We start from the raw sequence: 26,495 nt of genomic DNA, 5'->3' as shown, positions 1-26,495 counted from the left end.
CGGCGGGTCGATTTTGCGCTGTGAATGCAGGGTGAGCCTCGTGGCGCTATACGCCAACTGAGCTAACCTTTGGGTAGCAGGTTGGTATCCGACGAGAACAACTAGACTATGAAAAAATCAGTAAAAGCCATCGATTCCCCAGCAAAAATACTTAAAGCGGAATGGCCAAACTTAGTGTTGTGGGCTTTTTTGTTGTCGCCGATAATAATTAGATTGATCACAAACCATCGATACTCGAAAATTGATTTGTTGGCCATGTATACCACTGCTATTTCAGTGTTGTGGCTTTTGGCGATTCGATTCGCTTCGTTCAATCAGTTCAAAACTCACGTCGTTCTGCTTCCGTTCTATTTGTTGGCGGCCGTCGATCTATTCCTTGTTCTGAATTTCAATTCGAGATTAACGGCGGCCTATCTATTTATCGGTCTGAACAGCTACAAGGAAACGGGCGATTTTTTGCTGACTTATTGGCGGCCGGTGACCATTGTTTTGATAATATTCGTCGCTTTCTATGGGGTAGGGCTCATAGGCTTGTATAAGCGTGAATTTTATAAAAGCAAGGGTGTTTTTATTTTGGTAATTAGTGCCTTGCTTTTGGGGTATGGCGCGTATTTTTATAAAACAGTCAAATTCAATTCTTTCGGGAAACCTGCGGTCCTGGATCTCATTGCAAAAGATCAAAGCACGCCCGCCGGGTACTTATCGCAAGTCGGCCTCACTACTTACTTGTATTTGCAATCGGAGCAGTTTATCAAGCGGCGCCGGGAATCGGAGGTGGAAATAACCAGTGTTTCGAATGAGTCAAATATAGAAACTGTTGTTTTTGTAATCGGTGAGTCATCGCGGCCGCAAAATTGGTCTCTCTACGGATATGACAAGGAGACCACCCCGAATCTCGACAGGCTGGCAGGGATTTACAAGTTCAATCGCATGTGTACGACAGCCCCATATACTTCGGCCGCCGTTCCCTCAATGCTCAGCCTTGAGCCCATATCGGATTGGAATGCCATTGCGTCAAAAAAATCCTTGGTGGGTATATATCGCGCAGCCGGTTACATGACCTATTGGTTGTCAGTGCAGGAAGTCGATAGTTTCGGCGGAATAATTCCGCAAATAGCAGCAGAGGCACAAAGTAGTCAATATTTTGAAAGGAGCTATGACGGAGCAATGATGCCGGAATATGAAAAAATATTAAACAACGGCGCTACGCAAAAACAAGCCATATTTATCCATATCAAGGGCAGTCATTTCGAGTACTCGCGCCGGTATCCAGATGACTTCAAAAAATTCAAGCCGTCAAGCAATAGCGTAAAAGATAAAATCGCCGCGGATTATGATAATTCCATCTTGTATACGGACTGGCTGTTAAGCTCGATTATTGATCAATTGAAATTGAGTCAAAGACCATCGATATTGTTTTATTCATCGGACCATGGCGAAAATATCATGGATGATAGTCGAGGGCTGTTGGGTCATGGAATTGGCAATAAGTATGATATGTTGGTTTCGGCGTTTGTCTGGGCGTCCGATAATATTTCAAGCGAGCAAGCGCTCAAGCTTTCAAAGTTAAAGGAAAGGGAAAATCAAAGAGCTAGCATTTCGTCCTTGTCGCATACGCTTTTGAATATCACTGGCATTCTCACGAGTGAATACAAGAGTTCGAATGATTTGCTAAGTGATGATTTTGTGACATCGAAATGTCCACACCTGCTCGGCTCAGAATATGTTCCAACGTTTGATTTTGATGCGCGTTAGACCGGCCAGATCGTTTTCCGACGGGGCAACATGAAGTGGCGTGGCGGTATGGCGAAGGGAGGATTTGGTCTGCCGCTAGATGGTGAGACTAAACGTCCCCCAATGTGCCCCTCAGCTCGTTGACGATGCGTACGGACGCTGCTGGAAGCCTTGAAAATAGTGGAGCGGGTGAAGGGAATCGAACCCTCGTTATCAGCTTGGGAAGCTGGAGTAATGCCATTATACGACACCCGCTCAGAGCGGCTGACTTTGTACCAGATACGCGCGGGGATTTGAAGTTTTTCTTTGCACCAAATGGCTTTAGCGCAGGTGAAACGATGCATAGACCGCATGGCGGTCGTTCGCGGGCAAGCCTCGCTCCTACAGAAATGCGATTAACGCTGCGGGGCGAAGCTTGCTCGCGATGACTCTATTTCAGATTGCCAATGCATGGTGGTCCTGGACGTAGTGGTAACGCGGTCGGCTTTCGTGTTGTGAAGGTTTCAGGAAGCCCATCAGTGCGTTGCGGCTGTCTCGGCAGGCGGCTTTGTGCTCCATGTCGAGAAAGTGGCCGGTGGCCTGGAGGGTGCTGAATGTGCTGTGTTGTACGTGGCTGGCGAACAACCGGGCGTCGTCGGCGGCGGTGTATTCATCCCATTCGCCGTTGAGGAACAGCACTGGCACGTCGATTTTTTTCGCCGCATGCAGGTAGCACTGGCGGTCGCTGTGCAGCACGTCGTTGATGTGGAAGTGCATCTGCCCGTACTCATGTTCGGCCAGGGAGCTGACGTGGCGATAGTTGAAGCGCTTGAACAACGACGGCAGGTGTTTGCCGATGGTGTCGTTCACCAGGTGTCCGACCCGGTCGCGGTCCAGGTTGCCGAGGTGTTCGACGCCGCGCTCGAGGTAGTCGAGCATGTGTGCGTTGATCACCGGAGAGAACGAGCTGATCACGGCTTTTTCGATGCGCCGTGGTCGTTGCGACAACGCCATCATGGTCGCGGCGCCACCCCAGGAAAACGACAGCACGTGCTCGGCGGCGAAGTGGTCGATCAGCTCAAGCAGGATCTGCCCTTCGATTTCCTTTGTGAGCATTTTCTCATGCAGGTTGTGGGCTTTTGACCGGCCCGCGTAGGGCTGGTCGTAGCAGACGACGTTGAACTGCGGATGGAGGTTTTTCACGGTCTGTGCAAACGACGCAGTCGTGGCCATCGAGCCGTTGACCAAGATAATGGTCTTCTCTGCGGCGTCTGCGCGATAGAACTCCGTGTAAACCCGATACTGACCCTGTATATCCAGCACAGCGATTTCTGGCCTCATGTCATAAGACTCCTGGCAAGCGGGTATGCGCGCAATAGAGATTGCACGAGCTTTGTGACAGGTAGGCATACGCCTGGAATTTGAGAGGCCCATGTCGATCCATTGCAGGCAGGTCGACGGGTATTGTTATTGGCGGGCAGTCTGCCGGATGAGGCCGGAACCCTTGGGTTCCTAGCGGCAAAAAGTTTCTTAGAAGTATGTGGTGACTCGTCGGTCACATTTCGGCCGACGTCCTGATTCAAGCAGGGGTCACGTCATCGCGCAAGTGCTGTTGGTAAATTGTTCTACAACTTCTGCTCAGCGGTCGCGTGTTTAGACCGATCCGATCTCTTCATCGGTCATTGGGCGGTATTCGCCCGGTTCCAACGCGTCATCGAGCACCAACGGCCCCATGCGTTCGCGGTGCAGGCGCATCACCTTGTTGTTGAAGTGGCCGAACATGCGCTTGACCTGGTGATAACGGCCCTCGACGATGCTCAGGCGTGCGCATTTTGCCCCGAGCAGCTCTAGCCCGGCCGGTTGCGTGGTGAGGTCTTCGAAGGCGAAGTACAGCCCTTCGCTGAACTTGATCGCGTATTCGGGGCCGATGTCCTGTTCGGTTTCGACGTAATAGACCTTGGGCAGTTTGGTCTGTGGTTGGGTCAAGCGTCGCGACCAGCTGCCGTCGTTGGTGATCAGCATCAGACCGGTAGTATTGAAATCCAGGCGTCCGGCGATGTGCAGTTCTTCCTTGTCCGGTTCATGAATCAGGTCGAGCACGGTCGGGTGCTGCGGGTCCTTGGTAGCGCTGACGCAACCGGCAGGTTTGTGCAGCATGAAGTGGCGCAGGGGTTTACCGACTTGCAGCACGTCGTTGTCGACTTCGACGCGGCTGAATTCGCGGACTTCACTGTGCGGGTCGCTGACGACTTTTCCGTCAACCCTGACGCGTTTTTCCACCAGCAACAGGCGTACCTGCTTACGGTTGAAGCACGGCAGATTGCTGAGGAAACGGTCGACGCGCATGACTAAGGATCAGTGAGGAAAGGGGCGCGCATCTTACTAGAACGATTCGGGCGCTGCTTGCAACTGCGTCTCGACTTCGGCGCAACGCGGGCACAGGCACGAGGCGTTGCGTAGTTCCGTCGGCAGCGCCTGGAGCACCGCCGGGTCGATGCTGACGCCGTAGCACCAGCAGGCGCGGTCGGCGGTTCGCGGGTCAGCCAGAGTGCAGTCGTTGGGGGCGCCGCAGGCGGGGCAGAGATCAGGCTGGTTCATGGACGGAGTGAGACTTCTCTACGCAGGTTCGGTTGCGGCCACTTTGTTTGGCCCGATACATCGCATGATCCGCCCGTGACAGCAGGCTGTGCAAGGTGTCATCGGGCTGTGGGGAAATAACTGCTGGATTCATAGGGTAAATCGGCTGGGACCAGGTGCCGCGGTGCCTGGGCTGATGCCTTCGCTGGCAAGCCAGCTCCTACCAGTTCTGCGCTAACCCTGTAGGAGCTGGCTTGCCAGCGAATCGAAAGATCACAGCAGTGTTTTCAGATACATCCGCCAGCCGCCAAAGTGGCTGATGTTCACCGCACCCTCCAGCCCATACGCCTCACAGATAAACCCGCTCTCCCAGCGACCATCCGCCAGTTGCACCTTGCCCAGCCCCAGCGGTGCCGGAATCCCGGTCAGGAACGAGCCGAGTTCACGGCTTGGCAGCTCCCAGACCTCCACCGCAATCGCCACGCCGCCATCCTTCACCCGGACCATGCCCGGACGAAACGGCGAGCCGCCGGCCAGGGCATAGAGTTGATAGTCCGGCGAGCTGAATGTCGATTCCAGCAACCGGGCACCGCGCTGCTTGAGCTGCCAGTTCAACGCCAGCCCGTCCAGGTGCGCGCCGCAGACCACCAGCCGCGCCCGATCATGGCGTGCGACCGGCGCCGGTGCAGCTGCGGCCAAGCCTTGCTGACGCTGCAAGGCATCCGCCACGCTCAGCAGATACTGATCGGTGAAGGCCCGGCCAAACAGCGTCACGCCCCAGGGCATGCCGTTGTCCATGAAGGCGCTGGGCACGGCGACGGCGGCGTAGTCGAGCAGGTTCATGAAGTTGGTGTAGTAGCCCAGTTCCGAATTGCGCAGCACCGGTTCGGCCTCGAGTTCCGCCAGCGTCACCGGGCGGCCGATGGTCGGCGTGACGACACAATCGAGGCCCTCCAGCGCGTTGTCGCACAGGGCTTTGAGCGCTTGCAGGCGGTATTGGGCGCGAAAGGTTTGCACGCCGTCGACGGCGGGTGCCTTGGCCAATACGGCGCGAATCACTGGCAACACGGCCTCGGGGTTTTGCGCCATCAACTCACCGGCCACGCTGTAGCGCTCGGCCACCCACGGGCCTTCATAGAGCAAGCGGGCGGCCTCCAGAAATGGCGACAGGTCCAGTTCCACCGCTTCGCCACCCAAGGCCTTGAGGTGGTCGATGGCATCACCGAACAACAGCGGGCCTTCAGGGCAACCGAAAAATTGCAGGTCCTGCGCACGCGGCACGCCGAAACGGAACGGCCGCGGTGTGCCGAACGCCGAGCCGTCGTTCCACAACGGGTTGCTGCGGCTGTATTCGTCCCGTGGATCGAGGCGCGCGGTGAGTGCCAGCAACTGACTGGCCTCCCGCGCGGTGGCGGTGAACGTGGTGACGCAATCCAGCGTACGACAGGCCGGTACGACGCCGGCCGTTGAGATCAGGCCCTTGGTGGCTTTCAGGCCGATCAGATTATTCAACGCCGCCGGCACACGCCCGGAGCCTGCTGTGTCGGTGCCCAGGGAAAAACTCGCGATCCCGAGCGCCACCACCAGCGACGAACCGGCGCTGGAACCGCCCGACGGGTATTCCGGCAACACGCTGTTGGGGCACGCGCCGTACGGTGAGCGGCTGCCGTTGAGCCCGGTGGCGAACTGGTCGAGGTTGGTCTTGCCCAGCGGAATCGCACCGAGGGCCAGCAGTTGTTCGACGATGGTCGCCGAACGCTCCGGCACATAGGCAAATGCCGGGCACGCCGCCGTGGTCGGAATGCCCGCCAGGTCGATGTTGTCCTTGATCGCAAACGGCACGCCGTACAGCGGCAGGCTGTCGAGGTCGCGACCGTCGAGGGCGGCGAGGTAGGGCTCCAGTTCATCGACACTGAGCAAGTGGATGAACAGGTGATAGTCCGGGTTCAGCGCAGCGGCTTTGTCCCGCAGTTGCAGCAGTAATTGTCGTGGCGTGGTGCGGCCGTCGCGATAAGCGCCACGCACGGCGTCGAGTTGCAGATTGATGTTCATGGAATGAGTCCTTTTCAAAATGGGTTCAGTCGAGTTCCAGCACCACGACGCGCTGTCCGGCGCGCACCGCCGAACCCGGTTGCACGCGAATCTCGCGCACCACGCCGGCCATCGGCGCGAGCAGGGGGATTTCCATCTTCATCGACTCCAGGATCACCAGCACGTCACCGGCCTCGACGCGGCTGCCGACCTCGACCTGAACCTGCCAGAGGTTGCCGGCGATGTGGCTGTCGACGCTCTGTTGGCCGCCGGCCAGCGGCGTCTCTTCGGTCGTCTCCAGGGCCGGTTCTTCACTGTCGAAATGCGCCTGGCCGCTGGCGATCCAGCGTTCGCGCTCGGCATTGAATGCGCCTTTTTGCTGATCGCGAAACGCGTCGATGGTCTCGGCTTCCTGCGCCAGAAACGCCTGGTAATCCGCAAGGTTCAACTGACTGTGCTCGATGTTCAGGTCGAAGCGCCCGAGGGGGAAATCCCGGCGAATGCGCAGCAGTTCATCGGCGCTGACCGGGTAGAAACGGATCTGGTCGAAAAACCGCAGCAACCACGGTTTGCCATCGAACGCGGCAACGTCGCGGTAGCGGTTCCACATCTGCAACGTACGCCCGACAAACTGATAACCGCCGGGGCCTTCCATACCGTAGACGCACATGTAGGCGCCACCGATGCCCACCGAGTTTTCCGCGGTCCAGGTGCGCGCCGGGTTGTACTTGGTGGTGACCAGGCGATGACGCGGGTCGAGCGGGGTGGCGACCGGTGCGCCGAGGTAGACGTCACCCAGGCCCATCACCAGATAGCTGGCGTCGAACACCGTGCGTCGCACTTCATTGAGGTTCGGCAGGTCGTTGATGCGGCGGATGAACTCCAGGTTGCTCGGGCACCAGGGGGCGTCCTTACGCACGGTGGTCATGTATTTCTCGATGGCCAGCTGGCACGCCGGGTCATCCCAGGAAAGCGGCAGATGCACGATGCGCGACGGTACTTGCAGGTCTTTGGCTGCGCACACGGCGTCCCATTCGCCGGCAACGATGCCGAGCAGATCCGGTAGTGATAGTTGCTCGGGCTGATAATGGATTTGCAGTGAGCGGATGCCGGGGGTGAGGTCGGTCACACCGTGCAGGTGTTTGCTTTCCAGCGCCTGCATGAGGGCGTGGGCGCGGAAGCGCAGGACGAGGTCCAGTTCGGGGGCGCCGATTTCCAGCAGCAGGTGGGTGTCGCCCGAGAGCCTCGCCACCAGACGCGTGTCGTCCCGCCCCAAATCCAATACCACAGGCGACACAACCCCTTGTAGGAGCTGGCTTGCCAGCGAAGGGGCCCTGTCAGTCAACATTGATGTCGCTGACACACCGTTTTCGCTGGCAAGCCAGCTCCTACAGTGATCCCATTTCAAGGCGAGGGCTCGGGCAGTTTTGATATCGACCGGCAGGAACTGCACCTTGTCCCCCGCCTTGAGCTGCCCCAACTGCCAAAGATCCGCCTCGATCACCGTCACCGGGCACACGAACCCGCCGAGACTCGGACCATCCGGGCCGAGGATCACCGGCATGTCACCGGTAAAATCCACCGCGCCGATCGCGTACGGATTGTCGTGGATGTTCGACGGATGCAAACCGGCTTCACCTCCGTCGGCGCGCACCCACTCAGGCTTCGGTCCGATCAGGCGAACGCCCGTGCGGCTGGAGTTGAAATGCACTTCCCACTGCGTGGCGAAGAAGGTGCCGATGTAGTTTTCGGTGAAATATTCCGGAGCCCCGTGGGGGCCGTAAATCACTCGAATTCGCCGAACCGCAGGCAGTTCGGTGAGCTGATCTTCAGCCAGTTGCTGACCGGCGCTGTGGTCATTCAGGGCTGACAGGTGCAATACGTCACCGGCTCGCAAGGCGCGGCCACCGTGGCCGCCGAATTGGCCAAGGGTGAAGGTGCTTTTGCTGCCCAGATAATCCGGCACTTGCAGGCCGCCATGCAGGCTCAGATAGCTGCGGGCACCGGCTCCGACAATGGTGCCGAGGCTCAGGGTGGCGCCTGCCGGAACCATCAACGCAGTGTTCATCGGTACGCTTTCGCCATTGAGCCGCAATGGAATCATGGCGCCGGTCACGGCTACTACCGTCTCGCAATTGAAGCGCAGCAACGGCCCGCTCATGGTGATTTCCAGCGCCGCGGCGCCTTCTTCGTTGCCCAGCAAACGGTTGCCCAAACGCAGCGCGCGACTGTCCATCGGCCCCGACGGCGGTACACCCACCGCCCAGTAACCGAGGCGACCGGGATAGTCCTGCACGCTGGTCTGGGTGCCAGCACTGAGCACCTCGAACGTGTTGGCCTGATACACCAGACCCTCCAGGCAACGGGTCCATGGCTGGCCGCTGGCGAAAGGCGCATCGAGCAGAATCTGCCGCAGGTAATCGCGGTTGGTTTCCACGCCATAGAGCAGGCTGTCGCCCAGCGCCTGATGCAGGTCCGCAGTGGCTTCTTCGCGAGTCGGCGCCCAACTGATGACCTTGGCGATCATCGGGTCGAAGTAGGGCGGGATCTCGCAGCCAGCCTCGACCCAGGTGTCGATGCGCAGTTGAATGCCATTGGCCGGCGGGAAATCCACGGCGGTGAGCAAGCCTGGGCTCGGTTGAAAATCGCGCCCCGGATCCTCCGCGTATAACCGTGCCTGAATCGCATGACCCTGCGGTTTCAAACACTTTGCCAGATCGCTCAGCGGCGGCAGGTCACCGGCCGCCAGTTGCACCATCCAGCGCACCAGGTCGACCCCCCAAACCTGTTCGGTGACACCGTGTTCCACCTGCAAGCGGGTGTTCACTTCCAGAAAGTAGAAACGCTGGGCATCGCTGTCGAAGACGAACTCCACGGTGCCGGCGCTGCGGTAGTTCACTGCCTTGGCCAGTTTGATCGCCGCCGCACACAGTTCATCCGCCATGCCGTAGGGCAGGTTTGGCGCCGGGGTTTCCTCGAGGACTTTCTGGTTGCGCCGCTGCACCGAGCAATCGCGCACACCGAGGGCGATCACCTCGCCGCGACCATCGCCGAACACCTGTACTTCCAGATGGCGGGCACGCTGGATGTACTTCTCGATGAACACCCCGGCGTCGCTGAAGTTGTTCTGGCCCAGGCGTTTGACCGCTTCGAAGGACTCGCTCAACTCGGCCGCGCTGCGGCACACGCGCATGCCGATGCCGCCACCGCCGGCGGTGCTTTTGAGCATCACCGGATAGCCGACCTGTTCGCCGGCGACCAATGCGGCGTCGAAGCTGTCGAGCAATTCGGTGCCTTCGAGCATGGGCACGCCGTGTTGTTTGGCCAGGGCGCGGGCGGTGTGCTTGAGGCCGAACACGCGCAGTTGTTCTGGCGTCGGGCCGATAAAGGCGATGTTGGCGGCCTCGCAGGCTTCGGCGAACGCGGCGTTTTCCGAGAGAAAACCGTAGCCGGGATGGATCGCCGTGGCGCCGGTGGACTTGGCGATGGCGAGGATCTTGTCGACCGCAAGATAAGTTCCAGCCGCTGCACCCTCACCGAGGCTGTGGGCCTCGTCGGCTTGCAGGATGTGCAGGCTGGCGGCATCGGCTTCGGAATACACGGCGACACCCTGCACTTGCATCTCGCGCAAGGTCCGCAGGATGCGGCAGGCAATGGCGCCACGGTTGGCGATCAGGACTTTTTCGAACATGGCATAACCCCCGGAGGCGATAGCGCATCAGCCTCGACTGGGATGCGGGCCGTCCCGCAGTTTTTCGACAGGCGCCAGGGTCGTCCCCGACGGCAGAATCACCAGATTTGAAACGCCGGCCCCTTGTAGGAGCGAGCTTGCTCGCGATGGTCGTGAACGATTACGCGTAAAACCAGATGCCCAGCGGTGCTCTTGGGTTTTTCGCGAGCAAGCTCGCTCCTACAGGGGGGCCGGTGGTGGTTTTTACTTTTTCAGGCACTGCCCTGAACGGGCCTGGCACAAGGCAAACAACCAGCGGCGCAACCGCGAAAGTTTCAGTTCCATACCAGCAGCTCCGCAGGGGTGGGGTTGTAGGCGTTGCACGGGTTGTTCAGTTGCGGGCAGTTGGAGATCAGCACGATCACGTCCATCTCGGCCCGCAGGTCGACGTACTTGCCCGGTGCCGAGATGCCGTCTTCGAAGGTCAGGCCGCCGTCGGCGGTGACCGGCACGTTCATGAAGAAGTTGATGTTCGGCCCGATGTCGCCCTTGCCCAGGCGGCCATCGTGAGCACAGGCGCGCAGGTAGTTGTCGCGGCAGCTGTGCATGTAGCGTTTTTCCAGGGCGTAGCGCACGGTGTTGCTCTCTTGCGCACAGGCACCACCCAGGGTGTCGTGACGCCCGCAAGTGTCGGCAACGATGGTCAGCATCGGCTTGCCGAGGTTGGAATACAGCACGCTGCCGGTGCTCAGGTACACGCTGTTCTGCCGGCGCAGGGTGCGCTGCACGTCGTAGCGTTCCTTCGGGTTGGCAACGCTGTAGAACAGGGTGTCGACAGCCTGGTTACCCTCCAGGTCGAGGATGCGCAAAGTCTGGCCGGCCTTGACCTCCATCAGCCAGGGCTCTCCGGCGGGGATGGTGGCGCGGTAGACGGCCGTTTCAGGCGACTGTGGAGCGGTGGCGATTGCGAGTGACATGGCAGCGATCCTCAGGCGAACAAACGGTCGGTGTTGATGAATCCACGCTCGTTCTCCGGGTGCGAGGTGCGGCAGTGTTCGGCGACGCTGGCGTCGGCGTTCATCCAGCTGAGCTTCAGCGGTTTCGGTGCATATTCCGGCGACGGATCCATCGGGTGCTGCAGGGCGGTGAGTACCACCAGGGTGTCCATCGGCGCGTACAACTCGATGTAGTCGCCAGTCTTGGAATTGCCTTCGACGAAGTGGAAACGCCCGGCGTCATCGACGTTCACGCGGCTGAACAGGTTGAGGGTCATCAGCAGCTCGGACAGGCCCAGCCCCCACTTGCCCAGTTCCACCAACAGGTTGTCGGTGCCATTGCGGAAGAAGCCGTTGCGCAATTCCTGATAGCGGCCGGCGCCGTACTTTTCTGTCACTTCTTCAGCGCAGAGCACGCCGCCCAGGCTGTCGCTCCAGCCGCAGGTGTCGGCGGTGATGGCGGCCAGCACGCGGCCCATGTCCGAGTACAGGCAGTGGCCGGCGGTGAGCTTGGCGGTGTGTTGGCATTTGAGGCTGTCGGGCAGGTTCAAGCGCTCGGTTTTTTCATTGGCGTTGAGCAGCGTCAGGCTGACGTTGGCGCCGCCACGCAGGTCGGTCAGGCGCAGCAATTGACCGCGTTTGAGCACGAAGGAGCGATGGCCGCCGCCGGGGAGCATTTCCTCGGCGAAGGGCGGGAACAGTCGGGTCGAATCAGTCATGGGCAAAACCCTCTCAAGCGGTTCGAAGTGAACCCGCCAGTTGCACTGGCAGGACGTCGACGGCGGCACGGTGGGTGCGGCGGTCGCTGTTCAAAGGGATGTCGTAGGTGATGCGTGCGCCATAGCGGCCGGGTGCATGCGGGTCGAGACGGACCTTGTCGAACACCAGCAAGCGGGTGCCGAGGCTGAAGCCTTCGGACAGGTCATGGGTGACCATGAACACTGTCAGTCGGGTCTCGCGCCACAACTCCAGGAGCAAGGCGTGCATGTCTTTGCGGATGCCCGGGTCGAGGGCGCCGAACGGTTCGTCGAGCAGCAACACCCGCGGCTTCATGATCAGCGCCTGGGCGATGGCCAGCCGTTGTTGCATGCCGCCGGAGAGCTGCGCCGGGTACTTGTCCAGCGAGTGGCCCAGGCCGACTTTGTGCAGCAGCACCGAAGCCTGTTCGCGGGCCTCTTTTTTCGCGCTGCCAAACAGGCGTCCAAGCAAACGCGAACGAGGCAGTTCAAGGCCGAGAGCGACGTTGTCCAGTACGCTCAGATGCGGGAACACCGAGTAGCGCTGGAATACCACGCCACGGCTGGCGTCCGGCTCTGCGGCCAAGGGCTGGCCGTCGAGCAGGATCTCGCCGCGACTGGCGCGTTCCTGGCCGAGCAACAGGCGCAGGAAGGTCGATTTGCCGCAACCGGAGGCACCCACGAGGGTGCAGAACTCACCTTCGTTGACGTTCAGGTTCAGGCCTTCAAGCACCACTTGATCGGCGTATTGCTGCCAGACGTTTTTAACGGTGATGAAACTCATTTTGCGGCCCCTTCATACCAGGGAAAGGCACGGCGGGTGAGGTACTTGAGGCCCCAATCCATCAGCCAGGCGAGCAGGGTGATCCACACCACGTAGGGCAAAATCACGTCCATCGCCAGGTAGCGGCGCACCAGGAAAATCCGGTAGCCGAGGCCGTCGGTGGAGGCGATGGCTTCGGCGGCAATCAGGAACAGCCATGCCGAGCCGAGCATCAGTCGCAGCGAGATCAACAACCGTGGCAGCAGTTGCGGCAGCACCACCCGCAGCATCAGGGTCCAGGTAGACGCGCCGAGGGTCTGGGCCTTGATCAGCAGTTCCACGGGAATTTCCCGGGCGCGCTGTTCCAGGTCCCGGGCCAGCGCCGGAGTAATGCCGATCACGATCAGCATCACTTTCGACAACTCACCCAAACCGAAGACGATGAACAGGATTGGCAGGATCGCCAGCGGTGGCACCATCGACAGCACGGTCAGCAAGGGTGACAACGGCGCACCGAACAACGGCAGGGTACCGGCGGCGATGCCCAGGCACAGCCCGGCCAGGGCGCTGATGCCCAGGCCAATGGCCAGACGCTGCAGGCTGGACGCCGTGTCCTGCCAGAGCAGGTATTCGCCGGTGCGGCTGTCGGCCACGAACGCCAGGCGTTTCACCGCATCGGTCATCTGCACGGCACTGGGCAGCAGCTTGTCGTTGGGGTTGTCCGCCAGTCGCTCGGCCGAGCCCGTGAAGTAGGCGAACAGCACCAGGGCGAACGGCAGGATCACCAACAGCAGGCGACTCGGGCGGTCCGGGTGATGGTTGATCAGACGCATGGCCGGTTCTCCTGATTACAGCTTGGCGTCGGCGGCCATCTGCACGTAACTCGGGTCGAAGCGCAGCTTGAGGTTGCCCTTGTCGCCGCTGGTCACGCCGTTGGCGAAGGCCATGCCGACCGCGCTGGTGTCTTTGGCGCCTTCACCGAGCAAGCCGTGCTGGAACGAGAACTCGGCGACCTTGCGCATGGTTTCCGGCAGTTGCTTGCTGGTGCTGAACGCCAGGGCTTCCTTGGGCGTGGCGAACAGCCTGGTGGTGTCCAGTTGTGCCTGGAAACCCGCCAGGTCAGTGCCCGAGGCTTTGGCCATGTGTTCCAGCGCGGCTTTGCTGGCGGCGTTTTTCGCGCTCATCAACTCGACCACTTCGAACCAGGCGCCAGTCAATGCCTTGCCCAGGGCCGGGTTGTCTTTGAGGGTGGCGCTGTTGACCACCATCATGTCCATGATTTCGCCGGGGATCTGGCTGGAGTTGAACACCTCGGTCACGGCAGGCTTGGCCTTGATGTCCGAGAGCATCGGGTTCCAGGTGGTAACGGCGTTGACCTGATCGGTGTTGAAGGCGGCCGAGATATCGGCGTCGGAGGTGTTGACCACTTTCAGGTCTTTCTCGGTGAGGTCCACCGAATCCAGAGCCCGGGCCAGCAGGTAATGGGACACCGACAGCTCCACCAGGTTGACGTCCATGCCCTTGAGGTCGGCGACTTTTTTGCCTTCGCCCTTGAGCACGATGCCGTCGTTGCCGTTGGAGAAATCGCTGACGATCAGCGCAGTGCTGTCGACGCCGCCGGCGGCCGGAATGGTCAGCGCGTCCATGTTGGTCATGGTGCAGCCGTCGAATTGGCCGGCGGTGTACTGGTTGATGGATTCGACGTAGTCATTGAGTTGCACCACGTCGATCTTGATGCCGTACTTTTTCGCCCATTTATCGACAATGCCCTGGCTGCCGGCATATTCCCACGGCATCCAGCCGGCGTAGATCGTCCAGCACACGCTGAAGTGATCTTTCTGGGCGGCCTGGGACGAGAAGCTCACGAGGGCTGCGAACGCAGCGGCGAGCAGGGCGGGTAAACGAAGTTGGGACATGGTGGTTCTCCAGTTGATCAGGGACGGACAGGAAGGCAGCGGCACCGCGAACGGTGGCTTGTCTCCCGGGCTTTTGTCCCGCCGTGTAACCTCAACTGGAGGTCGCCAACTCTCGGACCAGTCACTCGCGATTGCGAGCCGGAACCCTAGTCAGCCATTGCAAATTGTGGTGCCGCGAACCTGTGGTGACGCCTGCACATTTTTTTGGAACAAGTGCGCTAAAGCGAGAGACGTGCCAAGTTGCTCCGAGCGCTCTAGCGTGGGCGACGGGGTGGTCGGCGGTTTTGATCGGGAGGGCAGGCTGCCTTGTGATGGTGCGCAGGTGCACCGCATTGGAACGTATCCGCCGCTGATCAGAAGGTGGATGCGGCGTTGCACTTGGCAGAGATTTACCAGTCAAAAAAGGTGTCAGCCGGTCTGTGCCGACTGCTGTCACGGGTCTTCACGGAGGCCGTCATGTTGCGTCGATTGTTGTTTGGTGCAGTGCTCGGTTTTGGATTGTCTGGCTGCTACTACTACGACGGTCCTGCCGACGACTACGCGGCACCTTATTACTATCCCGGTTACTACTCGCCTTATTACCACGGCGGCTATTACAGCCCACGTTACTACGGTGGTTATCGCTCCTATTACTATGGTGGTCACGGCTATCACGGCGGTGGATATCATGGCGGTGGATTTCACGGTGGCCACCGTTAATCATGGCGTGAATGGATGAAAAACCTTTCATCGGCCAGATGTTTCTACTTGTTTCAGGAGCGCACCAGGTTCCGAATTCGATGTCTGATATTTCGACAGTCACCGAACATTTGACTGTCGCCTGCCAGCGTCGCTGGCGTGGCTCATTCGCGGTCCAGGAGGCCGCCATGCTCTGTCAAAAAAAGCTGCGCCGAACTCTTCTGCTTGCTGTGTTGGGATTGTCCCTTGGTGGGTGCGTGCCTTACTACGACGAAGGAGGCAGTTACTACAGTTCCGAAGTCTATACCTCGCCTACGCCAACCCATTACGCCGAGGGGGGGGCCTACTATTCCAATGGTTACTACACACCGTCGCCTCGGTATTACATGCCGCCAGCGCGGTATTACCAGCCGACGCCGCGCTATTACTCGCAGCCGCGGATGTATCAGCCGTCCCCACGCTATTACCAGCCATATCGGGGCGATTACCGGATGCATCAGAACCATGGCTGGGACGGCCGTAACCGCGGGGGCTGGAACAATGACAATCGCGATCACGACTGGCGCGACCATCGTGGCGGACGTGGCGATCACAACTGGCGGGGTAATCACCGCTAATCATTCAGTCAAATACAAAACCTGTGGGAGCGAGCCTGCTCGCGATGGCGGAATGTCAGGCAACATTGATTTCGACTGACACTCCGTTTTCGCGAGCAGGCTCGCTCCCACAATTTTTATGCGCGGACTTTAGTACTCGGACAAATCCGCCAGCGGATGCCGACCTTCCCACGCCTTGTGAAAGTGCGCCTCTACCACCGCGTCCGGCACGTTATTGATATCCGGCCAGTGCCAGCGAGGCTTCTGATCCTTGTCGATCAACCGGGCACGTACGCCTTCGCTGAACTCCGGATGACGACAGCAGTTGAGGCTCAGGGTGTATTCCATCTGGAAAACTTCGGCCAGCGACAAGTGCCGGGAACGGATGATCTGCTCCCACACCAGATGAGCGGTCAGCGGCGCGCCTTCGCTCAGGGTCCTGGCTGCGCGGCTCAGCAACAGATCGGTGTGATCGCGCAAGGCGCTGATCGCTTTCCAGGCGCAACGCACGTCGCTGACGTCCAACAGCTCGTCGATCTGCTGTCGGCGCGGCAGCCACTGGGCTTCGGGCATCTGTGCCACGGCTTCCTGCTGCAAGGCCTTGAGCAGGCTGTTGAGCTGCATGGGTGTCTGTTCCTGCCAGTTCAATTGCAACAGGCCTTCGAGCAATTTCGGCTGCTGCTCATCGAGCAGGAAACGATCGGCCAGGTCCAGGTCGATGGCATCGCGGCCGTTCATATGCGCACCGGTCAGGCCCAGGAACAACCCGAGCTTGCCGGGCAGGCGCGACAGAAACCAACTGGCGCCAACATCCGGGTACAGGCCGATGCCGATCTCCGGCATCGCCAACCGGCTGCTCGGCGTGACGATGCGGATGCTTGCCCCTTGCAACAATCCCATGCCACCACCGAGCACATAGCCGTGGCCCCAACAGATCAACGGTTTCGGGTAGGTATGAAGTTTGAAGTCCAGGCGATATTCCGCCGCAAAAAAGTGCGCGGCCAGTAGTGGCACTTCCCCGGGTTGCTCGCGGCAGGCTTCCACCAGGCTGCGCACTTCACCCCCGGCGCAAAAAGCCTTGGCGCCATTACCGCGCAAGAGGACGCAGACGATCTGCGGGTCCTTGGCCCAGGCTTCCAGGCGGTCGCGCAGGGCGTTGATCATTGGCAGGGACAGGGCGTTCAGGGATTTTTCGGCATCCAGGCTGGCGATGCCGATGCGTGCGCCGTCGGTGCCGGTGAGTTCTTCGAAGTGCAGATTCATCGTGACCTCGATCGGGAATTTGAGGGTTAAGTATGATCGCTGTGTGGGAAAGTGCCGGATCTGCGTCAGATCAATTGACAAGCGTGATGCGCTTTCCTAGGGTTCGCCCCATTGTTTTTGCCGGATGTAACCATGACTGCTGAAGACCGTATCAAACTCGAACCGAGCTGGAAGGAGGCACTGCGTGCCGAATTCGACCAGCCCTACATGGCAGAGTTGCGAAACTTCCTGCAACAGGAGCGGGCGGCCGGCAAGGAGATCTATCCGCCGGGGCCGATGATCTTCAACGCGCTCAATTCCACGCCGCTGGACAAGGTCAAAGTGGTGATCCTCGGTCAGGATCCTTATCACGGTCCGGGACAGGCCCATGGTTTGTGCTTCTCTGTACAACCTGGAGTACCGGCGCCACCGTCGCTGGTGAACATTTACAAAGAACTCAAACGCGACCTGAACATCGACATCCCCAACCATGGCTACCTGCAGAGCTGGGCCGATCAGGGCGTGCTGATGCTCAACACCACCATGACCGTCGAGCGGGCCAACGCCAATGCGCACAAGGACAAGGGCTGGCAATTTTTCACCGATCGAATCATTGAAGTGGTCAGCCAACAACAACCGCACCTGGTGTTCATGCTGTGGGGCGCCCATGCCCAGAGCAAACAGAAGCTGATCGATGCCACCAAGCACCTGGTGTTGACCTCGGTGCACCCGTCTCCGCTGTCGGCCTATCGCGGCTTCCTCGGATGCGGGCACTTCGGTCGGACCAACAAGTTTCTGGAGCAGAATGGCGAGACGCCGATCGAGTGGCGGTTGCCGCCGGTTTGATGTGCTGACTGGGCCGGCCCCATCGCGAGCAAGCTCGCTCCCACAGGGAACACACGAACCCTATGGGAGCGAGCTTGCTCGCGATGAAGGCGACTCGGTCCATCAGACTGAATCCGGATTCCGGTTCCAGTACTTGAACAACGGCTCCGCCAGAAACAGCACAAACAACAACCGCATCACCTGCATCGCCGTCACCAGCGGCACCGACAGTTGCAGGGTTTCCGCCGTCAGGCTCATCTCGGCAATACCGCCGGGCATCATGCCCAAAGTCAGTGAACGCAGATCCAGATGGGTCATCGCACTCAAACCCAATGCCGCCACCGTGGCGATCAGCATGGTCAACACCGTGCCGATCAAGGTGCGCCCCATGAACGATGGCGCACGCCGGAAAAACTGCCGGTTGAAGTGACAGCCCAGACCGCTACCGATCAACCATTGACCGATCTGGCTACCGCCATTGGGCAAACCGATGTGCAGATCCCAGCCGATGCTGACTGCCGCGCTGACCAGCAACGGTCCGAACAGCCAGGGGTTGGGTTGACGCAGGCGTTCCCAGATCCAGGCCGCCAACGCTCCAGCGGGAAACAACACTGCCAGCCAGCGCCAATCGATGCTGCCGACATGGGCAATCGGCGCACCGTCGCCCAACAGATACTTGAAGGCTGCCGGTACGCACAGCACGACCACCAACACCCGCAAACTCTGCCCCGCCGCCACACGGCTGAGCACCGCACCATTGCGGGCGCCGAGGTTGACCATCTCCCCGGAACCACCGGGCATGCTGGAAAAGAACGCCGTGGCGCGATCTTCACCGGTGCGGCGCATCAGCCACACGCCGACGACCGCCGACAGGCTGGTGACCAACGCACCGAAGAAGATCAGACCGAAATGACTGAGTACCTGCTCCATCACCAGCGGGGTGAAATGCAGGCCGATACCGATACCGACGATCCACTGGCCGCACTTGCGGCCGCCAGGGATTTCCGCCAATTGCCAGGGTGTCAGGCAGCGCACGAGGATGATCGCCAGCAACGAGCCGACCATCCACGGCAAAGGCCAGCCGACCTGGCTGGCGAGGTAACCGCCCAGCAGGCCGACCAGCGGGGTTCCCCACCAGAGTTTGAAGGGGAACCGATCAGACATCGGCGATAACGCGTTGCGCGGCCGAACGTTTGCGCCAGATGCGGATGAGCGGCATCAGCAGCATGATCGCCGTGAGCACCCAGCAACCGAAGGTGATCGGGCTCGACCAGAGGATTTCCAGCGCACCGTTGGAAATCGACAGGGCGCGGCGCAGGTTCTGTTCCATCAGGCCGCCGAGGATGAAACCCAGCAATACCGGCGACAGCGGGAAGTCCAGCTTGCGCAGGATATAACCGAAGATGCCGATGCCGATCATCAGGAACAGGTCGAACGTTGTCGCGTGCACCGCGTAGACACCAATCCCGGTAATGATCGCGATCACCGGCACCAGTGCCCAGTTCGGCACGGCGAGGATGCGGGTAAAGATGCGGATCATCGGGATGTTGAGGATCACCAGCATCACGTTGGCGATGAACAACGAAGCGATCAGGCCCCAGACGATGTCCGGTTGCTGTTGGAACAGCAGCGGGCCCGGAGTGATGTTGTACAGCGACAGGGCGCCGATCATCACCGCCGTGGTGCCCGAACCTGGAACGCCGAGGGTCAGCATCGGCACCAGCGCACCGCAGGCCGCGCCGCCGATGGCGGTTTCCGGGGCGGCGAGGCCGCGCATGTCACCTTGACCGAATTTGCCGCCAGTACCGGCGATGCGTTTTTCGGTCATGTAGGCCACGGCACTGGCCAGGGTCGCACCGGCACCCGGCAACACGCCCATGATGAAACCCAGTACGCCGCAACGGATGTTCACCACGAACACCGACGCCGCTTCCTTGAAGTTGAACATCATCCGGCCTGTGGCTTTCACCGCTTCCTGGCCGTGATGGGTTTTTTCCAGCAGCAGAAGGATTTCGCTGATGGAGAACAGACCGAGCACCAGCACGACGAACTGGATGCCGTCAGTCAGGTGGATGTTGTCTCCGGTGAAGCGATACACACCGCTGTTGGCGTCGATGCCGACGGTCGACAGGAACAGACCGATCAGCGCCGCGATGAACGTCTTCAGCGGACGGTCACCGGCCATGCCGCCGAGGCAGACAATCGCGAACACCATCAACACGAAATATTCCGCCGGGCCGAAGGCAATCGCCCATTTCGCCAGCAACGGAGCGAACAGCACCATGCCGCAGGTGGCGATGAAGGCACCGATGAACGAGCTCCATGCCGACAGCGACAGTGCTACACCGGCCAGGCCCTGGCGGGCCATCGGGTAACCGTCGAGGGTGGTCATCACGGTGGACGCTTCGCCCGGGATGTTCAGCAGGATCGAGCTGATCCGGCCGCCGTATTCGCAACCCAGGTACACCGCTGCCAGCAGGATCAGCGCCGACTCCGGTGGCAGGCCGAGGGCGAATGCGATCGGGATCAGCAGTGCCACGCCGTTGATTGGCCCCAGGCCCGGCAACAGGCCGACCACGGTGCCGATCAGGGTGCCGCACAGCGCGGTCACCAGGTTGTACGGGCTCAGCGCGACGCCGAAACCCTGACCCAAATAGCCAAGAGTATCCATATCAGTTCTCCAGAACGTCGAGCACGCCAAGCGGCAGCGGCACGTCCATCAACTTGTCGAACAGCAGGTAGAGGCCGACGGCCATCAGACTGATGATCACGATGCTTGGCACCCAGCGACCGCCATACAGACGGGCCATGGGCACACCGATCAGGATGCTGGCGACGATGAAACCCAGCGGTTCGAAAGTGCCGGCGAACACCAGCAACAGCACCACGCAGATGCCGATCTTGGTCAGGGTTTCGCGGTCCAGCGGCGGCTCGTCAGCACTGTGCTTGATCGGTGCCGGACGGAACACCATGTACAACAGTGCCGAGCCCATCAGGCCGAGCATCAGCAATGGAAAGGCCCGAGGCCCCACCGGTTCGTAGGAAAAAGCCGCTTGATACGGCCATGCCATCAGCGCCAGGCCGAGGCAGACCAGCAGCAGCACCGAAGCAAAAATGCGTTGTAAGAGCATGGGGAACTCCTGTGCCGCGACTCCGCCAAACGGAGCCGCGGCCGCTAGACAGAGGCGATCACTGGATCAGGCCGAACTCTTTGGCCAGCACTTTGTAGTCCGCGACCTGCTTCTTCACGTAGGTGTCCAGCTCCGGGCCGGTCATGGCGAACGGGAAGAGCTCGCGCTGATCGCGCAACTTGGCGAAGTCTTCGGAAGCCAGCAGTTTGTCGAAGGCCGCTTTCCACCAGGCGTAGTCTTCGTCGCTGACTTTTGGCCCGAGGTAGAAGCCGCGCACCACCGGCCAGACGATGTCGTAGCCTTGCTCGCGGGCTGTCGGGATGTCCTTCATTTCCGGCTCGTCCAGGCGTTTGTCGGAGAACACCGCCAGTAGGCGCATGTCGCCGCTCAGGATGTGCGGCATGGAGTCGGAGATGTCGGTGCTGCCGACCTGGATGTGCCCACCGAGCAGGGCGGTGGCAATCTCGCCGCCACCTTCGAGGGCGACGTAACGCAGGTCACGCGGGTTGATTCCGGCGGCCTTGGCGATCAGCGCGGTTTGCATCCAGTCCTGACTGCCGACGGTGCCGCCGGAACCGATCACCACTTTGCTCGGATCTTTCTTCAGTGCCTGGACCAGATCGTCGAGGTTCTTGTAAGGCGAATCGCTTTTCACCGCGATGGCGCCATAGCTGGTGCCAACGGCAGCGAGCCAGCGAACGTTGGTTTCATCGAAACGACCGAATTTGCCTTGGGCCAGGTTCAGCAGCGAACCGCTGGACCAGGCCACCAGGGTGCCAGCATCGGCCGGACGCTGGGCGACCACCGCGTTGTACGCCACCGCGCCGACACCACCGGGCATGTAGGTCACGCGCATCGGCTTGGTCAGCAGTTTTTCGTTGACCAGCGCGCTTTGCGCCAGTTTGCAGGTCAGGTCGAAACCACCGCCGGGCGAGGCCGGGGCGATGCATTCCGGACGTTTGGGTTCGGCAAGCGCTTGGCCGGTGAACAGCAGGACGCTGGCGGCGAGGGCTAGTTTACGCATTGACAGGTTCATTCAAGTCTCCTTGGGAGTTGTTGTTATTGACGTACTGAATTACCAGAGGGCAACGCTATAGCTCACCAGCAGACGCACTTCATCGGCATCGCGAGCGGAGTAGTTGGAACGGTAGGTGGCATTGCGCAGACGCACGGCGACATCCTTGAGCGCGCCGCTTTGTACAACATATTTAATCTCGCTGTTGCGTTCCCATTCTTTACCTTCGTCTCCGTTCTTGAGCTTGATGTTGTCACCGCTTACGTAACGGCTCATGAAAGTCAGGCCGGGGACGCCGAGGGTGACGAAGTCGAAGTCATAACGCGCTTGCCAGGAGCGTTCTTCGGCCCCGGCAAAGTCGTTGATCTGCACGAAGTTCACCAGGTACGGGTCGGCGCCATCCACATACGGGAACGCGCTGTCGCCGGACATGTGCTGGTAGCCCGCGCTGAACTTGTGCCCGCTCAAGGCGTAACTCACCAGACCGTTGAGGGATTTGTTGTCGATCTTGCCACCACGGGCCTCGCCCTGGTCGTCACTGATGGCAAACCGCAGATCAGTGCCAAAGGTGCCGGGGCCGAATGGCTGCGAGGCGATCAAGCCGAGGAAATGCTGGTTGTAGACTTCATCGAGTTGCGCGAAGTGGTAGCTGCCGGTGATCTTGTCGGTGAGCTTGTAGTCCAGGCCGCCAAAATCAAAGTGCTTGCCGGCCACGGTGCCAGCGAAACGGCCGTTCTTGTTGTTGAGGGCAATGTCCTCGAAGTTGGTGCTGTCGCGGTCCTTGGCTTTGTCCAGACGACCGCCGGTAAAGGTCAGGTTCTTGATCTCTTTGGAGGTCAGCATGCCGCCTTCAAAGGTCTGCGGCAGGATGCGCCCGTCGTTGGGCTTGAGGATCGGCAGTTCCGGAATCAGGGTGCCGATCTTCAGCTCGCTGGCGGAGATTTTCACTTTGCCGGTCAGGCCGAGCTTGGAGTATTCATCGACGGCTCGCCCATCGTCGGTCGGCAGCAGGCCGGTACCGGTGCGGTCAGGGCTTGAATCGAGCTTGACCCCCAACATGCCCAACGCATCGACACCGAACCCCACGGTGCCGTCGGTGTAGCCTGATTTCAGATTGAGCATGAAACCCTGGGCCCACTCGTCACGCTTGGACTGTTGGGCACTGGTACCGTCGCGATAATCGCGATTGAAGTACATGTTGCGGGTTTCGAAAGTCGCCGAGCTGTCGTCGAAGAATGCGGCCTGGCTCAGCGGTGAAAAGCCGGCAAGGGCGGCAGCGCTGGCAAGCACAGTGTGGCCGAAACGGGAGAGGCGGGCAGGCGCGATAGCCTGGGTCTGCAGGGACTGCATGGATGAGTTACTCCGTTTATTGTTCTTATTTGTCGAAAACGCTTCGAGGCGTTTTTCGTATCGCTGTGTGGCTGCAGCGACGGCAGTCGAAACTGTCCGTGGCTGGACTGTAACGGGCTAACCTTTCGCTAAGCTTTCAGCTGACTTTCACGGTTTTCGGGCTTCACAGCGGCGGTTGCGGCTGTAAACTTCGCGCCAGAGAATGGCGTCGACCATCCCGGAATGAGGTAAAGATCCATGCGTGTCCTGCTCGTCGAAGACCATTTGCAGCTCGCCGAAAGTGTCGCCCAGGCGCTCAAGAGCACCGGGCTGACCGTGGACGTTCTGCACGATGGCGTGGCAGCCGACCTGGCGCTGGGCAGCGAGGAATACGCCATGGCGATCCTCGACGTCGGCTTGCCGCGCATGGATGGTTTCGAAGTGCTGGCGCGTTTGCGGGCGCGGGGCAAGAACCTGCCGGTGTTGATGCTGACCGCCCGCAGCGACGTCAAGGATCGGGTCCACGGCCTGAACCTCGGCGCCGACGACTACCTGGCCAAACCGTTCGAACTGACCGAGCTCGAAGCCCGGGTCAAAGCCTTGTTGCGCCGCAGTGTGCTGGGCGGTGAACGCATTCAGCGTTGCGGTGTGCTGGCCTATGACCTGGAAACCCGGCGTTTCACCCTCGGTGAAGAATTGCTGACCCTGACCTCCCGCGAACAGGCCGTACTCGAAGCCCTGATCGCGCGCCCCGGTCGGGTGATGAGCAAGGAGCAACTGGCTTCTCAAGTATTCGGCCTCGATGAAGAGGCCAGCCCCGATGCGATCGAAATCTACGTGCACCGCCTGCGCAAGAAGCTCGACGGCCAGCCGGTCGCTATCGTGACCTTCCGCGGCCTCGGTTACTTGCTGGAAAGCCGCGATGCATAAGCCCAGCAGCCTGCGCTGGCGGTTGCTGTGGAACCTGGCGCTGTTGCTGGTTGTATTGATGCTGGCCAGTGGTTTGAGCGCCTACTGGAACGGGCGCGAAGCCGCCGACACGGCCTATGACCGGACCCTGCTGGCCTCGGCGCGGACGATCGCCGCCGGCGTCTCCCAGCGCGACGGCACCTTGAGTGCCGACGTGCCCTACGTGGCCCTCGATACCTTTGCCTACGACAGTGCCGGGCGAATTTTCTACCTGGTCAACGACATCAATCAGAAGCTGATTTCCGGTTATGAAAACCTGCCCGCGCCACCGCCGGGAACGCCGCGCACCGATGACTATCCGGCGCTGGCACGCTTCTACAACGCCCAGTATCGCGGGCAGAACGTGCGTGTGGTGAGCCTGCTCAAACCCGTGAGCGAGCCGAACATGAACGGCATGGCGGAAATTCGCGTAGCGGAAACCGATGAAGCGCGGGTGAGCATGGCCCGCAGTCTGGCGACAGATACTTTGCTGCGCCTGGGCATGCTGGCGGGTGGGGCCTTGATGTTGGTGTGGTTCGCGGTGAGTGCCGCGTTGCGCCCGCTGGAGCGCTTGCGCACAGCGGTGGAAGAGCGCCAGCCGGACGATCTGCGCCCCTTGCCGTTGGTGGAAGTGCAGCGCGAATTATGGCCACTGGTGCGCGCGCTCAATCACTTTACCGAGCGCTTGCGCGGGCAGTTCGAGAAACAGGCGCAGTTCATTGCCGATGCCGCCCACGAACTGCGTACGCCATTGGCAGCACTCAAGGCGCGACTGGAACTGGGCATGCGCTCGGCCGAGCCCGATACCTGGCGCAGTACTTTGGAGACCGCCGCCCAGGGCACTGATCGCTTGACCCATCTGGCCAATCAGTTGCTGTCCCTGGCACGGGTCGAAAATGGCGCCCGGGCGATTGCCGAGGGTGGCGCGCAGTTGCTCGACCTCAGTCAGTTGGCTCGGGACCTGGGCATGGCCATGGCGCCGCTGGCCCACAAGCGCGGCATCGCGCTGGCGCTGGAAGCGGATGAACCCGTCTGGTTGCGGGGCGAGCCGACATTATTGAACGAACTGCTGAGCAATCTGGTGGATAACGCACTGGCTCACACGCCGCCGGGTGGCAACGTGATACTGCGGGTCTCGGCGCCCGCCGTGCTGGAAGTCGAAGATGATGGACCCGGCATACCTCTTGCGGAACGCGATCGGGTGTTCGAGCGCTTTTACCGACGCAATCAGCAAGTGGCCGGTTCTGGGTTGGGTCTGGCGATTGTCGGTGAGATCTGCCGCGCGCATCTGGCGCAGATCAGCCTGCACGATGGTGAGCACGCGGGGTTGAAGGTGCGGGTGAGTTTTGTTGCGGGGGATTGATGGCGCTTGTTTTGGCCCCATCGTCGGAACGCCGCCCGGAGCAGGCTCGCTCCCACATGGGATCTATGCAGCACCACAAATCCTTGTGGGAGCGAGCCTGCTCGCGATGGGGGCGACGCGGTCTTGGTCAGTAAAACATCGAGCGCGTTTCTTCCAGATCAGCACACATCGCCTTGTCGTCCGGATCGATCCCGAACTTGACGAAAGCGGGCACGCTGAAGGGATCGATGCGCGAGATCAGATGGTCAGTGTCTTTGTGGCAATACAGGCTGGCCACCTGTACCAGATCCACATAATCGACCTGCGCAGACTGGCGTTTGAAGTTCAGGTACAACTGCGGCACTTGCACCAGCATGTCGGGAAATTCCCAGACCCTGAGCAGTTTTTCGCCGATCAGCGGATGAATCTGGTCGATCACATGGTTGAGGCTGACCGGGTCGGACAGCAGCTCATAGTGATCTTCGGCGTAGGTCAGGATCGGCAGCACGCCGATCTGATGCACCAGCCCGCCAAGGGCCGCCTGATCGGGCTTGAGTCGGGTATGGCTACGGCACAGGGCGTAGCTGACACCGGCGATTTCCAGGCTTCTACGCCAGACATCGCGCATCTTCTGTTCCACCACATCGGAGCGGGCATGGAAAATCTGCTCCATGACCAGGCCGATCGCCAGGTTACAGCTGTAGTTGATGCCCAGGCGGGTGATCGCGGTATGCAGATCGGTCACTTCCTGGGTCGCGCGCAACAGTGGGCTGTTGACCACTTTGATCAGGCGTGCCGACAGCGCGGTATCACGGCCGATCACTTTGCTCAGGGTACTGACGCTGACTTCCGGGTTTTCCGCGGCCTTGCGAATCTGCAGAGCCACTTCCGGTAACGTTGGCAGAACCAGGTCATCGTTATTGATGGCCTCAACCAAATCCTTTTGGACCTTTTCCGCCAGTTCGCTCATTTAGTCTCTCTAGGTGT

Annotated in this window: 23 protein-coding genes, 1 tRNA gene, 1 pseudogene and 1 riboswitch; of the genes and pseudogenes, 6 read left to right on the top strand and 19 right to left on the bottom strand. The window is 60.3% G+C overall.

Features of this window, described 5'->3' with window-relative positions:
* Window positions 1–108: 108 nt before the first annotated feature.
* Window positions 109–1,755 (top strand): phosphoethanolamine transferase, encoded by a 1,647-nt coding sequence (locus tag AC1DKH_RS07480; RefSeq protein ID WP_477760574.1) that lies wholly within the window; start codon window positions 109–111, stop codon window positions 1,753–1,755.
* A 160-nt stretch (window positions 1,756–1,915) separates the two neighbouring features.
* Here the strand turns inward: AC1DKH_RS07480 and AC1DKH_RS07475 are convergent.
* The 12 genes and pseudogenes from AC1DKH_RS07475 to AC1DKH_RS07420 form a co-directional block, all read right to left on the bottom strand.
* Window positions 1,916–1,989, bottom strand: a tRNA-Gly gene (locus AC1DKH_RS07475).
* Window positions 1,990–2,169: 180 nt separating this feature from the next.
* Complete coding sequence (locus AC1DKH_RS07470; protein WP_477797855.1) at window positions 2,170–3,054, bottom strand: alpha/beta fold hydrolase; 885 nt, start codon at window positions 3,052–3,054, stop codon at window positions 2,170–2,172.
* Between the two features lie 312 nt (window positions 3,055–3,366).
* Window positions 3,367–4,059, bottom strand: coding sequence for a pseudouridine synthase (locus AC1DKH_RS07465; RefSeq protein ID WP_477797854.1), 693 nt, complete (start codon window positions 4,057–4,059; stop codon window positions 3,367–3,369).
* Window positions 4,060–4,095: 36 nt separating this feature from the next.
* Window positions 4,096–4,311 (bottom strand): cysteine-rich CWC family protein, encoded by a 216-nt coding sequence (locus AC1DKH_RS07460; RefSeq protein ID WP_477755882.1) that lies wholly within the window; start codon window positions 4,309–4,311, stop codon window positions 4,096–4,098.
* Window positions 4,298–4,420: pseudogene (locus tag AC1DKH_RS07455) on the bottom strand (hypothetical protein); the annotation flags it as partial. The pseudogene AC1DKH_RS07455 and the gene AC1DKH_RS07460, both read right to left, overlap by 14 nt.
* A gap of 143 nt (window positions 4,421–4,563) precedes the next feature.
* The gene (gene atzF / locus AC1DKH_RS07450; protein ID WP_477797853.1) at window positions 4,564–6,342 is read right to left on the bottom strand and encodes an allophanate hydrolase; all 1,779 of its coding nucleotides are present in this window, start codon (window positions 6,340–6,342) and stop codon (window positions 4,564–4,566) included.
* A gap of 25 nt (window positions 6,343–6,367) precedes the next feature.
* Window positions 6,368–10,012 (bottom strand): urea carboxylase, encoded by a 3,645-nt coding sequence (gene uca / locus AC1DKH_RS07445; protein WP_477797852.1) that lies wholly within the window; start codon window positions 10,010–10,012, stop codon window positions 6,368–6,370.
* Between the two features lie 314 nt (window positions 10,013–10,326).
* Window positions 10,327–10,968 (bottom strand): urea amidolyase associated protein UAAP2, encoded by a 642-nt coding sequence (locus AC1DKH_RS07440; RefSeq protein ID WP_108216808.1) that lies wholly within the window; start codon window positions 10,966–10,968, stop codon window positions 10,327–10,329.
* Between the two features lie 11 nt (window positions 10,969–10,979).
* Window positions 10,980–11,705, bottom strand: coding sequence for an urea amidolyase associated protein UAAP1 (locus AC1DKH_RS07435; RefSeq protein ID WP_477797851.1), 726 nt, complete (start codon window positions 11,703–11,705; stop codon window positions 10,980–10,982).
* Between the two features lie 13 nt (window positions 11,706–11,718).
* On the bottom strand, window positions 11,719–12,507 hold the full coding sequence (locus tag AC1DKH_RS07430; protein ID WP_477797850.1) for an ABC transporter ATP-binding protein: 789 nt from the start codon (window positions 12,505–12,507) through the stop codon (window positions 11,719–11,721).
* On the bottom strand, window positions 12,504–13,319 hold the full coding sequence (locus AC1DKH_RS07425; protein WP_477765108.1) for an ABC transporter permease: 816 nt from the start codon (window positions 13,317–13,319) through the stop codon (window positions 12,504–12,506). The genes AC1DKH_RS07430 and AC1DKH_RS07425 overlap by 4 nt, the downstream gene beginning before the upstream one ends.
* Before the next feature lie 15 nt (window positions 13,320–13,334).
* Window positions 13,335–14,402 (bottom strand): putative urea ABC transporter substrate-binding protein, encoded by a 1,068-nt coding sequence (locus AC1DKH_RS07420; RefSeq protein ID WP_477797849.1) that lies wholly within the window; start codon window positions 14,400–14,402, stop codon window positions 13,335–13,337.
* 60 nt (window positions 14,403–14,462) lie between these two features.
* Window positions 14,463–14,563, bottom strand: a riboswitch (guanidine-I (ykkC/yxkD leader).
* Between the two features lie 295 nt (window positions 14,564–14,858).
* Here AC1DKH_RS07420 and AC1DKH_RS07415 point away from each other — a divergent pair.
* Both AC1DKH_RS07415 and AC1DKH_RS07410 read left to right on the top strand, forming a co-directional pair.
* Window positions 14,859–15,101 (top strand): hypothetical protein, encoded by a 243-nt coding sequence (locus AC1DKH_RS07415; protein ID WP_477756183.1) that lies wholly within the window; start codon window positions 14,859–14,861, stop codon window positions 15,099–15,101.
* A gap of 167 nt (window positions 15,102–15,268) precedes the next feature.
* Window positions 15,269–15,697 carry a hypothetical protein gene (locus AC1DKH_RS07410; protein ID WP_477797848.1) on the top strand — a complete coding sequence of 143 codons (429 nt, stop codon included), beginning with the start codon at window positions 15,269–15,271 and terminating at the stop codon, window positions 15,695–15,697.
* A 129-nt stretch (window positions 15,698–15,826) separates the two neighbouring features.
* On the opposite strand, the gene AC1DKH_RS07405 is transcribed toward AC1DKH_RS07410, so the two are convergent.
* Window positions 15,827–16,939: an enoyl-CoA hydratase/isomerase family protein gene (locus AC1DKH_RS07405; protein WP_477797847.1), complete on the bottom strand. Its 1,113-nt coding sequence runs from the start codon at window positions 16,937–16,939 to the stop codon at window positions 15,827–15,829.
* A 132-nt stretch (window positions 16,940–17,071) separates the two neighbouring features.
* Here AC1DKH_RS07405 and ung point away from each other — a divergent pair, with 132 nt between their 5' ends.
* Window positions 17,072–17,764, top strand: a complete 693-nt coding sequence (ung, locus tag AC1DKH_RS07400; protein ID WP_477756793.1) for a uracil-DNA glycosylase — start codon at window positions 17,072–17,074, stop codon at window positions 17,762–17,764.
* Window positions 17,765–17,866: 102 nt separating this feature from the next.
* On the opposite strand, the gene AC1DKH_RS07395 is transcribed toward ung, so the two are convergent.
* The 5 genes from AC1DKH_RS07395 to AC1DKH_RS07375 are packed head-to-tail and all read right to left on the bottom strand — an operon-like array spanning window position 17,867 to window position 23,239.
* Entirely contained in the window at window positions 17,867–18,907 is a 1,041-nt protein-coding gene (locus AC1DKH_RS07395) for an AbrB family transcriptional regulator (RefSeq protein ID WP_477797846.1), read from the bottom strand.
* Window positions 18,900–20,414, bottom strand: coding sequence for a tripartite tricarboxylate transporter permease (locus tag AC1DKH_RS07390; RefSeq protein WP_477756855.1), 1,515 nt, complete (start codon window positions 20,412–20,414; stop codon window positions 18,900–18,902). The genes AC1DKH_RS07395 and AC1DKH_RS07390 overlap by 8 nt, the downstream gene beginning before the upstream one ends.
* A gap of 1 nt (window position 20,415) precedes the next feature.
* Window positions 20,416–20,874, bottom strand: coding sequence for a tripartite tricarboxylate transporter TctB family protein (locus AC1DKH_RS07385; RefSeq protein WP_046041541.1), 459 nt, complete (start codon window positions 20,872–20,874; stop codon window positions 20,416–20,418).
* Between the two features lie 58 nt (window positions 20,875–20,932).
* Window positions 20,933–21,910 (bottom strand): Bug family tripartite tricarboxylate transporter substrate binding protein, encoded by a 978-nt coding sequence (locus AC1DKH_RS07380; protein WP_477755586.1) that lies wholly within the window; start codon window positions 21,908–21,910, stop codon window positions 20,933–20,935.
* 39 nt (window positions 21,911–21,949) lie between these two features.
* Window positions 21,950–23,239: an OprD family porin gene (locus AC1DKH_RS07375; RefSeq protein WP_477797845.1), complete on the bottom strand. Its 1,290-nt coding sequence runs from the start codon at window positions 23,237–23,239 to the stop codon at window positions 21,950–21,952.
* Between the two features lie 237 nt (window positions 23,240–23,476).
* Between AC1DKH_RS07375 and AC1DKH_RS07370 the strand changes: the two genes are divergently transcribed.
* Together AC1DKH_RS07370 and AC1DKH_RS07365 are read left to right on the top strand one after the other, a co-directional pair.
* On the top strand, window positions 23,477–24,148 hold the full coding sequence (locus tag AC1DKH_RS07370; protein ID WP_007979804.1) for a response regulator: 672 nt from the start codon (window positions 23,477–23,479) through the stop codon (window positions 24,146–24,148).
* Window positions 24,141–25,529 (top strand): sensor histidine kinase N-terminal domain-containing protein, encoded by a 1,389-nt coding sequence (locus AC1DKH_RS07365; protein ID WP_477797844.1) that lies wholly within the window; start codon window positions 24,141–24,143, stop codon window positions 25,527–25,529. The genes AC1DKH_RS07370 and AC1DKH_RS07365 overlap by 8 nt, the downstream gene beginning before the upstream one ends.
* A 127-nt stretch (window positions 25,530–25,656) precedes the next feature.
* Here the strand turns inward: AC1DKH_RS07365 and AC1DKH_RS07360 are convergent, their stop codons facing one another.
* Complete coding sequence (locus AC1DKH_RS07360; RefSeq protein ID WP_477797843.1) at window positions 25,657–26,478, bottom strand: HDOD domain-containing protein; 822 nt, start codon at window positions 26,476–26,478, stop codon at window positions 25,657–25,659.
* Between the last annotated feature and the right edge of the window lie 17 nt (window positions 26,479–26,495).

The organism is Pseudomonas sp. 05L36, assembly GCF_056398125.1.
The sequence above is the reverse complement of the archived record's forward strand: the minus strand, read 5'-3'. Positions and strand labels throughout refer to the sequence as shown.